We start from the raw sequence: 12,551 nt of genomic DNA on the forward strand, positions 1-12,551 counted from the left end.
TGGGCGGTAGCCGGTGCGGTGGAGCACGGTTCCGGGTACAGGCTTGGGGCCGTTCCGGGACTGTCGGAGCCGTTTAAGGGCTGAGAACGGTCATCTCGTCGCCGCGCACGTCCAAGGCTGTGAGGGCGACCTCCTCAACGGGAGGGGAGTCCGCACGCGGACCGCTCACCGCCAGGACGCCGGCGCCGTCTTCACTGCTGCCCTCGACGCCGCCGGCCGTGGTGATCGTGTCGACCTCGCGTGAGGCGGCGGCCAGGTAGTGCCACCGGCCGTCGGTGTCCTGCCACCAGGTGCCCGCGGCCACCTGGCGGTTGAGGTTGCTGCAGTCCCAGCCGCCCTCGCGTTCCCCGGCCACGACGGTCTCGGTGCCGTCATCGGTCTGCGCGACCAGCACCGCGCGGGCCAGGCCGCCGCCGTCGTGCGCACCGAACCTGACGCACGCCCATCGTCCCTCTCCGCCACCGGGCAGCTCCTGGACGGCGAACTCCCAGGCCGTGGCGGTGCGCACCGGACCTTCGGGTGGTGCCCCGGCGCAGGCCAGCTCACCCCACAGATCGAAACCCTGCTCCCGGTCGAGCACCTCGTGCGGCCCCATGCGGCGGATCTCGGCGGGCGGGGGCGGCATGTACCCCAGGTGGGCGGTGTCCAACCCGCCCAGGTCGATCGCCGTGTACGGCTCACCATGCGCCACCTCGGGGGCACGCAGCCGCAGGACCGGGCCCACACCGCAGTGCTCGCCGGTGGGCAGCGCCTCGGTCACCCCGTCCTCGTGGTCGACCTCGGACCAATCGGCCCCGGCCTGCCCGAGCGGTGCGGTGGCGGCCTCGCTCACCCACGGCGGCAACAGGTAGTGGGTGCCCGCGTCGGTGTCGGCCAGCCGCAGGGCGGGCCAGTTGGCCACCCCGTTGCCGGGTTCGGCGAACACCTCGACCAGCTCCTCGCCGCCCTCACGGGTGTAGCGGGCCACCCGGGGGCCGTCGTGCAGCAGCACCACGTCCCGGTCGGCGACCTCACCGGCGAACAGCAGCGCGGGCGCGCTGGGCGCGCGGCCCGTGCCGTGGCCCTCCTGCTCGGTCCAGGCGGCCAGGGATCGCCGGACCAGTGCATCGTCCTCGACCGCCTCGCCCCGCGGGTGCCAGGCGGTCAGGTCCAGGCGGAAGCTCTCCCGCCAGGAATCCGGGGCCACCGCACCGGCCAGCCGGAGCGGGGGAGCGGTGAACGTGGTGACGCCCGTCCCGCCACTGGTACCGGCCCCGGTCAACCCCAGGGCGGCCACCGCCAGCACCAGGACACCCGCCGCGGCGACCAGGCCGCGGCGGTGCATCAGCGAACCCCGGCCGCTGACCCGCACCACCGTGGGGTCGGGCAGGCGCAGGGTGGCCGGAACCTCCCGGGCCCGCTCCACGGCGGTGGCGGCCCCGCGCACCCCCACCGAGGCGAGCAGTGCGGTCGCGGCCTGGGCGTCCAGGGACTCCATCCGCATCAGGGCGTAGGCCGCGCGGGCGGGGGAGTCCAGACCGTCCAGAGCCTCCAGCGCGCGGACCTCGCCTCCGGTCCCGTCCACCGGGGAGACCCGCATCCCCGCCTGACCGCGCGGGTGCCAGCTCCGGGGGAAGAGCGAGCGGCGCAGCACCCGGCGGCGGACCCGCACGTACTCGTGGGGGCGGGGGTGGCGGCGTCCGCGAGGAAGCGCCCCGGTCACCAGCCGGTGCGCGTCCTCCAGCAGACCGGGGGAGTTCCGGTGGCCGGAAAGCGTGACCAGGGCGAGCAGGACCAGGTTCCGGTACGGGTTGGGTGAAAGGCGTTGCTCCAGGGGGCCGGGCATCGAGTCTCCTTGGGATCTTTCCGAGCGAGACTAGGGAAACCGGACCCGCCGCACCCGGCGAACACCGATACCCGTCCCCTATGCCCCGAAAGTCCTGCGTGGCAGGCGTTCCCAGCATCGGGGGCGGGCCGTCGTGGGCCCCGGCGGCCCGGTGATCCTCGGGCACGAGTGCATCGCGACGGGGCGTCCCGCACTCACTCGTCTTCGCGGTCGGAAGGTTCCGCCGAGAGCGTTTCGGCGCGGTTCGAAGCTGTTCGGAGTGGTTCTGGGAGATTCCCGTCTCCCGAAAATCTCCCACCGGGAGGTGGGAGACGGGTGTCCCCCACCACCCGCTCCATGGCTCTTGACCACCCGACGTTCCCGGTCTCGTCACGAGAACGGAGCCCCGAAATGGAACCCTCCCGTTGGTCACGAACGGTGACCATCGCCGCTTTGCGGATGCTCGCGGGTATCGCCGCGGTGGTGTTCTACTCCCACATGTACGAACTCGCCCTGCGCCACGGCGAACCCCCGTGGAGAGCGGCCCTGTTCCCCCTCTCGGTGGACGGCATGATCGTGGGTGCCTCCATGACCCTGCTGAGCGATGCTCGCCAGGGCCGCAAGGGTGGTGTGTTGCCTTGGGGTCTGTTGATCATCGGCTCGGCCGCGTCCTTGGTGGCGAACGTGGCGGTCGCCGACCCCACGATGTGGTCGCGGATCATCCATGCCTGGCCGTCGTTCGCGCTGATCGGTGCGTACGAGCTGCTCATGCGCGAGTTCCGCGCCGTGGCGCAGGGCGTACGCACCGAGCCCGCAGATGATGAGCAGGACCCCGCTGAGACCACAGGGGCAGAGTTTGTCGGGGGTACAGGCGAGAACCGCCTCTGAAGTGGCAGAAGCTTCCGACTTCCAGGTCGTGAACGACATGGGTGGAATGGGAAACGGGAAGGCCTTGACACCCTTTCAGGCCCGAGCTTGGGAGTGGGCGCTGGAGCGAGAACGGGAGACTGGAAAGCTGCCAATGGGGGCACAGATCACTGAGTGCTTCTACTGTGAGGAACGTTGGGGGAGGTTGGTGAAGGAATGCGGACTTCGGGCGTGGGAGGGCACCCCAAAAAAGTTTTCCTCTGCGCTAGCTGAGCGTCAATAGAAACCGAGCGCAAAAGCAACATTGGATTCGACGCGATCTTGTGACTCTGCTGGCTGGAACCTTCGCGCAGCCAGCTCAGAAGCTTCCTTGAGCTTCCGAGAAGCATCAGATTAGAAGTCCGATTTTTTCGTGCCCGTACGTGCCGCAGGGTCCCGGTTCGTCCGATTCCATCGGAACGCTGCTGTCGTTTCGTGTCAAGGGGTACCGCCCGGTGCCGCCCCGGTCCAAAACTGCGGAGCACAAACGGAGCACACATGCCCGGGCGTGCGTCCGATGGGTTCTGGGATTGACCTGTCAGGTGGTCTTTTCAGAGCAGGAGGGGAAGGGGAACCGGGACTCCAGGAAGGTGTGGATCATGGCGGTCACTGCTTCCTGGCGTTCGGGCGGGGTGTCGACGTCGTTGAGGCACAGGAAGTCCACTTCCTCGCTCACCTCCACTGCCGCGAGCCGATCGGTCGCGTCCGGAGCCCCGATGTTGACGTAGCGCATCCGGTACTCGCCGGGATGGCACGCCCGGTGAACAGTGCGTAGTGGTGGTGCAGGGTCGCGACCACGGCCACGTCGCTCAGGGAACGGAACCGGCTGTGGGCGGTGCGGTCCAGTTCCTGTTGGTAGCGCTCCTCCAGCTCTAGCGCGACCTGGCGGATCTGCGGGTGCGGACCGTCCATGTGGCGGGTTTGCTCTGGGCGGTGGGCAGCACGTCCGCGACCTTGTTGGTGGTGGGGTCACCAGGCAGGGCTCCGGCAAAGTCAGGTCTGTAGGAGTCTGAGTGGGCGAGCCTCGTCGCGGATCATGTGACGGTTGGCCTGGGCGATGTTGTCGAACCCGGCTGCTCGCAGCAGTCCGATCGCGGTGTTGCGCAGGGTCGCCATGACCTGGGGAGCGCTGCCCGTGCGCACTTGGGAGCGGTCCTCGTCGTAGGTCACATCCCGCACGTGATGGAGCTTGTTCTCGATCCCCCAGTGCTGGCGCACCCACCCGGACAGCACCAACGCAGGAGCAACGCGGTGGTCGGCCGAGGTGATCAGGTAGACGACCTCCACGCTCTTGCGTTTGGGTGAGCCCTTGGACTTCTTGCGCCAGGTGGTGCGGCGTAGCTGGGCGATCTGAGCGGCGCCTTCGAAGGTGACCCATGCCGGGACCTGGGCGGTCTTGATGGTGCGGGTCTCTTTGCGGCCGTGCCCGGTATCGCGTGTGGTGTGTACGGGCACGTGCTTCCACGGCACCTTCTTGAGCTGGGCGTACAGGTTTTTGTTGTTGGCCTTGACTGTGAAGACGTAGTGGGCGCCCCCGGTCCGGATGGTGGTAGCGGTGTCGGTCTGGGTGTGCATCGCGTCAAGGGTGACGACCGCTCCGTCGATGTCCAGGAGGCCGAGCAGGTCCCGCACGGCGGGAATCTCGTTGCTTTTGGCGTCCACCGCGACCTGGCCCAGGGTGGTGGTGCCGCACAAGGCGGCGACCAGGTGCGGTGCCCGTTCGGTTCCGGTACGGGCACCGCGCAGGGTCTTGCCGTCCAAGGAGATGACCCGCAGCCCGTTGACCACCATCAGGCGGGTGGCGGCCCAAGCGCCCAGCACCTGATCGAGCAGGTCGGCGTCCAAGCGGGCGAAGGTGCGGCGAAAGGTCGCCTCGTCGGCGGCTCCCCGGAGCATGCCCAGGGCGGTGAGGGTGTGGGTGGTGGTCTCGGCGGCCCACTGGCCGATCGCGGTGAACCCTTTGGCTCCGGCCAGGGTCGCGCAGACGGCCACGGCGATCAGCGCGGCCAGGGTGTGGCGTCGTCCGCGGGGTTTGCGTGGGTCGGGCACACCTTGAAGGACCTGGATCAGGTGATCCTGGCGGGAGACGGGCTCGACGATGAGCTCGCCGGGGTGAGACGATGACATTCGCGGGCGTGTTCCTCGGTTGGGCGAAAGCGTGAAGAACTTCCATCCAACCGGGTCGGACACGCCCGCTTCTGCTTGTTCGCCCTACGAAGACGCAGGTCACATCCCTACAACCCGACTTTGCCGGAGCCCTGGGTCACCAGGGAGTCGGCCAGCACGTGGGGTGAGGTGCCCCGAGGTTTCCGGACAGGGACCCAATACAATGGTCCCGTAAGGAAACGAGGGGAAACGTGGGCAGGAAAAGTAAGTACTCACCAGAGTTTCGCGAAGAAGCAGTGAAAATGGTGATCGAGAGTGGTCTCCCGGTCAAGAAAGTTGCAGAGGACATCGGAGTTCACTCCGAGACCCTGCGCCTGTGGGTAAAGAGTCACCGGGAAGAGAATCCATCAAGCGAGCCCGGGCTCGACATCAACGAACGCGCACGCCTCAGGGAACTCGAGCGGATTAACCGCGAACAGGCCAAGGAGATTGAGTTCCTAAAAAAAGGTGTGCCACGAACGCGGGAGGCCGCTTGAGGTAGATAAGCGGTTGAACGCGGTGCTGCACGGGAGATGAAGGATTGGCCCTTCGAAGCCGCCCTGCGGGGAGGCTTCAAACCGCCACATGCTGCGGAAGCGGTGACGCGACCGTGGTGAGCGATGTGGAAAAGGCATCCTAGAGATGTCAGGTGGGGTCCGGGAAGACGGAGCGCAAATCCCTCGCAGAGGGGACGCTGTTGACGCGTCGTTAAGGATTAAGCGGCATCAAAACCGGGGGTTACTTTTTGCCCCGGGATGAGCCTGGCGGCAACCCGCTTATTGGCCAGGCGGTGCCCGGCGTGGAGGCGACGTGAGCCCGGACTGCCGGTCCCGTGCGGAACGTGGGAAGGCACGTCCCGATGCTGCGGCCGTACCCGAATTGGACGAGGCCGCGTAAGGGAGAACCTCAAGCGGTGAACCCGTAAGAGGCTGAGTACCGATGCGGGATGTGTTGACGGACCGGTCCGTAGTAGCGAAGAAGCTCCTGCTTGGCGCGGTGGGAGTGGAGCGAAGGGGCCGGATTGTTTGTGGTTCGTTTGTCTGGTCAACCGGGCTGGTCTCGGGAGGAGCTGCGTGGGCGAGCTGAAGTCGTCGGGTAAACCGTTTGATATTTCGAAAGGAGAAGTCTGGGAGGCATACCTGAAGGTGAAAGGGAATCAGGGTGCTCCGGGGGTGGACGGCTGCACGATCGAGGACTTCGAGAAGGATCTCAAGGGGAATCTCTACAAGATTTGGAACCGGATGTCCTCAGGCAGCTACTTCCCGCCTCCGGTCAAAGGTGTGGAGATCCCGAAGGCGCATGACGACGGGGTCCGTTTGCTTGGTGTGCCGACGGTCGCGGACCGGATCGCGCAAACGGTGGTGGCTGCCCATCTGGAGAAACGGGTGGAACCGGTGTTCCATCCCGACTCCTTCGGCTACCGGCCGGGACGCTCGGCCCTGGACGCGGTGGCGGTATGCCGACAGCGGTGCTGGAAGAAGAAATGGGTTGTCGATCTCGACATCGCCAAGTTCTTCGACAGCGTCCGATGGGACCTTGTCATCAAGGCGGTTGAGGCCCACACTGATGCAGCATGGATTGTGTTGTATGTGAAGCGGTGGCTTTCCGCTCCACTACAGAAACCCGATGGCACCTTGCAGGACCGAGACCGTGGAACCCCACAGGGTTCGGCGGTCTCACCCGTGCTGGCCAATCTGTTCTTGCACTATGCGTTCGACGCCTGGCTCTCCCGGGAGTTCCCGGAGGTACAGTTCGAGCGCTACGCGGATGATGCGGTCATTCACTGCCAATCCGAGCGTCAAGCCAAGGAGGTTTTGGCGAGGCTGGGGAACAGAATGGAAGAGGTCGGGCTGCAACTACACCCGACCAAGACGCGAATCGTGTACTGCGGAATAAATCCTCGTATTAGTGAGGCGGATGAGTTCACCTTCCTCGGTTTCACGTTCCGTCGTCGTCCGGCACAAGATCGCCACGGAAGGGTTTTCACATCCTTCCTGCCGGCAGTCAGCAAGGACGCCCTGAAGAAGATGAGCTCCGCAGTCCGCTCCTGGCGGATCCATATGCACGTCACCTACACCTTCGGCGAGTTCGCGCGATGGCTCAACCCCATCATTCGCGGATGGATGCAGTACTACGGCGCGTTCTACCGCACTGAACTGTATCCCCTTCTCCAGCGCATCAACTTCTACCTGCTGCGCTGGGTCCGAAAGAAATACAAGCGACTGCGAACCTACAAGAAGGCCTCGAAGCGCTGGGGGCAGGTCACAGCATCACACCCCTCGTTCTTCGCGCACTGGAAATGGGTCAGCGTCACCTGACGATCAGAACAATAAGAGCCCGGTGACGGGAGACTGTCACGCCGGGATCTGTGGGAGCCCGGGGGTGAGATTCCCCCGGGCCACCCGACCAGCAGCGTACTTCGCCAAGGATCGTCCGTAACGGACAAGTACGAGTTCGTCGAGACCATGCGGTTCGACAACACGGCGAAGTACGACTACAGCATCGGATTCATGTGCTCACGGTTGAACGTTTCCAGGTCGGGGTACTACGAATGGCGAAACCGTTCAGATTCGGCGACCGCTGAACGCCGGGATCATCTCAGACTTCTCATCAAGAAAGCTTTCGATGACTCTGATGAGACCTACGGCTACCGGCGCATCCACGCCCAGTTGCAACGCTGGGGCGTCCAGGCCGGCCCCGAGCTGGTCCGCTTGCTCATGCGACAGATGAAGCTGGAGGCCTGCCAGCCGCGTCCGGCCCGGGTGTGCTTGACCCAGGCCGATGACGTTGGCGACATCCCCGACCTGGTCCAGCGCGATTTCACCGCTCCAAGGCCCGGGGTGAAACTCGTTGGTGACATCACCTACATTCCGACCTGGGAAGGGTGGCTGTACCTAGCGACCGTGATCGACTGCTGCACTAAGGAAGTTATCGGATACGCGATGGATGACCACTACCGAACTCCGCTGATCATCCAGGCATTGAAGAACGCACAGAGGAACGGAAAGGTGGTGCAGGGGCCATCTTTCATTCAGACCGCGGCAGTAACTACACCTCGTTCGAGTTCGGCCAGTTCCTCGCTGGACATGGGTTCAGACGTTCGGTTGGGCGAACCGGAATCTGCTACGACAACGCTCTGGCCGAGTCGTTCTTCGGGGCACTCAAGAACGAGCGCGTCAATCGGGTGGTGTATCCCACTAGGAATCAAGCCCGCAGGGACATCATCAGGTATATCGAGCACTGGTATAATCACAGGCGGCTCCACTCCGCACTGGGGTACAACACGCCCGCGGAGATTTATGCGGCACATCAGGAGATGCGACTGGCCGCTTGAAAATGGCGGTTCAAACCCTGTCCGGAAACTGCAGGACCCCTCAGGGCGGCGCCTGCACGCGCAGGCGGCTCAGTATCTCCTCGGCGTTGTCGCGTTCCAGGAGTGTGGCTCCCTCTCGCCAGAACTGGACATCGCATCCGTACTCGAGTCCGGCCAGGACCCTACCGGTGGGGAGAGCAGGGGTTCGGCGAAGCGGATGATCAGCCCGGCCTTGATCTCCTCGTCCAGGTCACCGTCCACGTAGGGGGAGAAAACACCGACCACACCGCCGGGGCCGGGTTTGACCGCGAACAGGGGGCTGCTTGCGTACAGCTCGCGCATGGCGTCCATGAGCCGTTCTCCGGTGCTCTTGAAGCGCGATGTCAAAGCCATGTGTGTGGGCCCCACTGTCGTGCTGTCCCGAGGCGGACGACGAGACCTGTTGGTGCCGAGTTCCGTTCGGAACCAGAGCAGAGACGGGCGGGTCGAATTATCCGTTGACTTGACGAGTATTTTGAGGTTTTTTCGTCTCCTGTGTTCTGTATAGCCTCCTTGCTAGGGGTGCCTATGGCCAGGTGAGGTGGCCGTCGAGGGCCTTGCCAAGTGGGAGTGGGGTGGCGAAATTGCTCTTGTCGAGGGCCTAAAGCTGGCCGGATGCGGTCAGTTCGGTGTTGCTCCATGTCAAAGGTGGTTCTCGGTTCCATTCTTAAATGATCGAAACTTTGGGTGGTTGTGTGGTCATGTAAGTGCTGGATAAAGTCCAGATCGGTTCTTAGGAGGAGGTCGGCTCCTGGGGCCCGGCACATCCCCCTCACATGAACGGCACTCTCATGCGTCGCTCTTGGACCCGTGCGTCGGCGGTCTCGACCGCTACCGCTCTGGCGCTCTCCCTGCTGCACGCCTACCCTGCGATCGCGGAACCCGAAGGGCCTGATCCCGCCTCTTCGGAGGAACAACAGGAGTTCGACGCCCTGGCCCTTGCCGAGCAGACCGGTGAGCCGGTGGAGATTCCGGGGCTGACCGATGAGAAGACCCAGCACTTCGCCAATCCGGATGGGTCGCTGACCGCAGAGGTTTCCTCGATCCCGGTACGGGTGCGCTCCGAGGGCGGTTGGGTGGATGTGGACACCGACCTGGTCAAAAGTGGGGATGGGCTGGTACGCCCCAAGGCGGCGGGTATGGACATCGCCTTCTCCGGCGGTGGCAATGAGGAGATGGCCCGTATCGGGATCGGCTCCAACAGCGTCTCCCTGGGATGGGTCGACCAGCTCCCGGAACCGACGCTGGACGGGGACCAGGCCACCTACCCTGACGTGCTGCCGGACGTGGACCTGGTTCTGACCGCGGGGGTGGAGGGTTTCACCCAGGTCCTGGTCGTACACTCCCCTGAGGCCGCTCAACTCCCCGAACTGGCCGAGCTGCAACTGCCTCTGGACACCACCGGGGTGACCATGAGCGCCGACGAGCACGGCAACCTCGACGCGACCGGTGATGCCGGCAGCCAGAGTGTGTTCTCCGCTCAGGCCCCGGCCATGTGGGATTCCGCGGGGGAGGAAGAACGAACCTCGGGTGAGGACCCGACGGTCGCCGCGCCCACCGGGGCCCGGATGGAGCTGGTGGACACCTCGGTGGAGGTCGATCGGATCCGCTTGGTTCCGGATCAGGCGATGCTGGCGGACGAGGCCACCGAGTACCCGGTCTACATCGACCCGTCGGTGAGCGCGAGCCGCCCCAACTGGGCCTACGTGGATCGGGCGTATCCCAACCAGTCCTATTTCAACCCCTCCGATGGCAAACCAGTGGCGGTGGGGCGATACTCCGATCCCACTGGCACATGGACTCGGCGCGCGTTCTTCCAGTTCACCGTGATGGGGCGCACCAACCATCCGAACACCATCATCAATTCCGCCACCTTGCGCACCGAGGTCGACTGGGCTTACAGCTGCAACAGCAACTCCTACATCCAGTTGCAGCGAGTGTCGGCGTTCAACCGCAACACCACCTGGAACAACCAGCCCTCCACTCAGGGCGGGGTGCTGGACACCCAGAACGTGCGGGGCGGATGGGCGACCTGCCCCTCGACCAGCGGCGTGGAGTTCGACGCGACCACCGCCTACCGGTGGGGGGTCAACAACAACGCTTCCCACATCTACCTGCGGCTCAAGGAACGCGACGAGTCTGGTATCAGCGCTTGGCGCCGCTTCGATGTGAAGAAGAAGCCGCCGGTGCTGGTGGTGCACTACAACCACCCGCCGGAGAAGCCGGTCACCTCCACTATCTCCGACTCGCTGGGTGGGGTTTGCCAGACCGACCGCACCCAGCCTCGTTTGATCAACGACACCACGGTCAGGTTCAACGCCCAGATCCGGGACCGGGACTCCTACTGGGTGGGCCAGCAGGTCAAGTCCCAGTTCGAGTGGAAACTCACCGGGGTGGACGAGCGGTTGGGAACAGCGGACTCGGCCTATGTGACCGTGGGCAAATGGTCAGGGGGAAGCTATCGGCCGGTGACGGCGCAAGGTCTTCCCGAACGCGAACTCATCGCCTACCGGGTACGCGGCCATGACCGCTCCAACTGGGGACCGTGGTCCTCGTGGTGCTTCATCGAGATCGACACCACCAAACCCGACACCGGACCCGAGGTCACCTCCACCGACTACCCGGCCGGCGACGAACTCCACGGGTCGGTGGGGCGCGCGGGGGAGTTCACCTTCGCCAACAACGGCGTCGAGCAGGCCACCTCCTACCACTACAGCGTCAACGACGCCACATGTGCCACCGAGATCGAACTCGATGAACCCGGCGACTCCGTGACGGTGCCGATCACTCCGCGCCGGGACGGCCCCAACCTCATCCACGCGCGTATCACCGACGCCTACGGCAACTCCTCCGAATGCGGTCTGGTGTACACCTTCACGGTCGCACCACCAGCTGATCCGGTCTCCTACTTCCCTCTGGACGAGGGCCAGGGCGGTACGGCCTCCGACGTGATGGACTCGGGGCGGATCGCGACCTCCTCAGGGGACATCGGCTGGACCCGTGGGCGCGTCGGGGCGCCGACAGGGGATTCCTACCGCCTGGAAGGTGCTGGCCTGGACACCACCGGTGGTGAGCGGCTGAGTACTCAGGGCCCGGTCATCAACACTGATGAGGCGTTCTCGGTGTCGGCCTGGGTACGGCTGGACGAGTCCGATCCGAGCCGGGCCTACACAGCGGTTGGCCAGGACGGAGAGCGGCACAGCGGTTTCTACCTCGGCTACCAGCACACCCAAGGCGGACGCTGGATCTTCAAGCAAGCTCCCTACGATGGTGATGACACCGCTATCTCCGAACGCGTGCTGTCCACTGAACCCGCCCAGACGGGAGCGTGGACTCACCTACTTGGAACCTACGACCCCGAGAACGAAGAACTCACGCTCTATGTCGACGGTGTGAAGCAGGGTACTCACGTGCAGAAAACTGCGTGGAACGCTGAGGGCCCCTTCGTGATCGGTGGCGCCAAGTACCGCGGTAGTTACCACGACTTCTGGCCCGGCGCCATTGACGACGTTCGAGTGTGGGACCGCGTCGTCTTCGACGAGCCCTTCATCGAAACCGAAGAGGCCCGCTCCGAGGTGTGGGAGCTGGCCAACCGTCCCATCGCTTTGGAAGGGCGTTGGAGGTTGGACGAGACCGAGGGGACGGTCGCGGCTGATGCCTCCGATCACGGCCTGGACGCCACTTTGGAGGCCGATCCCCTCACCGCCTGGAACCAGGCCATGAACGACGTCACCTTCGCCCCCGGCGTCAGCCTGGACGTGACAGCCGAAGAACACCTGCACACCAACGGCCCCGCCCTACGCACCGATCGCAGCTACAGCGTGGCGGCCTGGGTGCGGTTGGACGAGGTCGGCCACAACTCCACCGCGGTGGCTCAGAACGGCACCGACCACAGTGCCTTCTACCTCAGCTACCAGCACACGCTTGACTACAACAGCTGGGTGATGAAACTGCCGCCCGAAGACCGAACAGGCGCAAGCGGATGGCACCGCTCCCTGTCCGAACACAGCCCGCAGTTCGGTAAGTGGACTCACCTGGCAGCCACCTACGACCACACCCTGGGGGAGGCCACCCTCTTCGTCGACGGTGTACCCCAGGAGCCAGTCGAGGTCCCCCAAGCCTGGCACGCCAACGGACCGGTGATCATCGGCGGGGCCCGGTTCGAGAAGGAGTTCTTCGACCCCTGGGCCGGGGACATCAGCGACGTTCACCTGTACCAGGGTGTGATTTCCGAAGACGACCTCACCCAGATCCGCCTGGGGTTCCTCCCGGAAAACTAGCCCTCAAAACCACCTTCCTTTCCGGTCACATAGCGCTGGCTGGCCACGAGCTCTTCGCTTGACG

10 protein-coding genes and 1 pseudogene are annotated in these 12,551 nt (G+C 64.9%); 6 read left to right on the forward strand and 5 right to left on the reverse strand.

What is annotated here, in order from left to right:
* Positions 1-73: 73 nt before the first annotated feature.
* Positions 74-1,825, reverse strand: a complete 1,752-nt coding sequence (locus NE857_RS14335; RefSeq protein WP_254421440.1) for a hypothetical protein — start codon at positions 1,823-1,825, stop codon at positions 74-76.
* A gap of 390 nt (positions 1,826-2,215) precedes the next feature.
* On the opposite strand from NE857_RS14335, the gene NE857_RS14340 reads away from it, so the two are divergent.
* Positions 2,216-2,692 carry a DUF2637 domain-containing protein gene (locus NE857_RS14340; RefSeq protein ID WP_254421441.1) on the forward strand — a complete coding sequence of 159 codons (477 nt, stop codon included), beginning with the start codon at positions 2,216-2,218 and terminating at the stop codon, positions 2,690-2,692.
* A gap of 556 nt (positions 2,693-3,248) precedes the next feature.
* On the opposite strand, the gene NE857_RS34495 is transcribed toward NE857_RS14340, so the two are convergent.
* From NE857_RS34495 to NE857_RS14350, 3 genes are all read right to left on the reverse strand, one after another.
* The gene (locus tag NE857_RS34495) at positions 3,249-3,386 is read right to left on the reverse strand and encodes a hypothetical protein (RefSeq protein ID WP_344013982.1); all 138 of its coding nucleotides are present in this window, start codon (positions 3,384-3,386) and stop codon (positions 3,249-3,251) included.
* Positions 3,383-3,622 carry a stealth conserved region 3 domain-containing protein gene (locus tag NE857_RS34500; RefSeq protein WP_344013980.1) on the reverse strand — a complete coding sequence of 80 codons (240 nt, stop codon included), beginning with the start codon at positions 3,620-3,622 and terminating at the stop codon, positions 3,383-3,385. Before NE857_RS34500 ends, NE857_RS34495 begins: the two co-directional genes overlap by 4 nt.
* A gap of 81 nt (positions 3,623-3,703) precedes the next feature.
* Complete coding sequence (locus NE857_RS14350; protein WP_221318711.1) at positions 3,704-4,837, reverse strand: ISAs1 family transposase; 1,134 nt, start codon at positions 4,835-4,837, stop codon at positions 3,704-3,706.
* Positions 4,838-5,067: 230 nt separating this feature from the next.
* On the opposite strand from NE857_RS14350, the gene NE857_RS14355 reads away from it, so the two are divergent.
* The 4 genes and pseudogenes from NE857_RS14355 (at position 5,068) to NE857_RS34510 (ending at position 8,189) form a co-directional block, all read left to right on the forward strand.
* Positions 5,068-5,352 (forward strand): transposase, encoded by a 285-nt coding sequence (locus NE857_RS14355; protein WP_301184231.1) that lies wholly within the window; start codon positions 5,068-5,070, stop codon positions 5,350-5,352.
* Between the two features lie 576 nt (positions 5,353-5,928).
* A complete protein-coding gene (gene ltrA, locus NE857_RS14360) occupies positions 5,929-7,173 on the forward strand; it encodes a group II intron reverse transcriptase/maturase (protein WP_254417489.1) in 1,245 nt (414 codons plus the stop codon).
* 147 nt (positions 7,174-7,320) lie between these two features.
* Positions 7,321-7,854: pseudogene (locus tag NE857_RS34505) on the forward strand (IS3 family transposase); the annotation flags it as partial.
* A 23-nt stretch (positions 7,855-7,877) separates the two neighbouring features.
* The gene (locus NE857_RS34510) at positions 7,878-8,189 is read left to right on the forward strand and encodes an integrase core domain-containing protein (RefSeq protein ID WP_363319947.1); all 312 of its coding nucleotides are present in this window, start codon (positions 7,878-7,880) and stop codon (positions 8,187-8,189) included.
* Positions 8,190-8,258: 69 nt separating this feature from the next.
* Here the strand turns inward: NE857_RS34510 and NE857_RS14365 are convergent, their stop codons facing one another.
* On the reverse strand, positions 8,259-8,561 hold the full coding sequence (locus NE857_RS14365) for a hypothetical protein (protein ID WP_254421442.1): 303 nt from the start codon (positions 8,559-8,561) through the stop codon (positions 8,259-8,261).
* Positions 8,562-8,983: 422 nt separating this feature from the next.
* Here NE857_RS14365 and NE857_RS14370 point away from each other — a divergent pair, with 422 nt between their 5' ends.
* Positions 8,984-12,487, forward strand: coding sequence for a LamG-like jellyroll fold domain-containing protein (locus NE857_RS14370; RefSeq protein ID WP_254421443.1), 3,504 nt, complete (start codon positions 8,984-8,986; stop codon positions 12,485-12,487).
* Positions 12,488-12,551: the final 64 nt, after the last annotated feature.

The organism is Nocardiopsis exhalans (genome assembly GCF_024134545.1).
In the GTDB taxonomy this organism is placed as follows: domain Bacteria; phylum Actinomycetota; class Actinomycetes; order Streptosporangiales; family Streptosporangiaceae; genus Nocardiopsis; species Nocardiopsis exhalans.

Bases quoted from the DNA above. Each gene is read 5' to 3' on its own strand.
- NE857_RS14335 (WP_254421440.1), bottom strand. From the start codon at position 1,825: ATGCCCGGCCCCCTGGAGCAACGCCTTTCACCCAACCCGTACCGGAAC.
- NE857_RS14340 (WP_254421441.1), top strand. From the start codon at position 2,216: ATGGAACCCTCCCGTTGGTCACGAACGGTGACCATCGCCGCTTTGCGG.
- NE857_RS34500 (WP_344013980.1), bottom strand. From the start codon at position 3,622: ATGGACGGTCCGCACCCGCAGATCCGCCAGGTCGCGCTAGAGCTGGAG.
- NE857_RS14350 (WP_221318711.1), bottom strand. From the start codon at position 4,837: ATGTCATCGTCTCACCCCGGCGAGCTCATCGTCGAGCCCGTCTCCCGC.
- NE857_RS14365 (WP_254421442.1), bottom strand. From the start codon at position 8,561: ATGGCTTTGACATCGCGCTTCAAGAGCACCGGAGAACGGCTCATGGAC.
- NE857_RS14370 (WP_254421443.1), top strand. From the start codon at position 8,984: ATGAACGGCACTCTCATGCGTCGCTCTTGGACCCGTGCGTCGGCGGTC.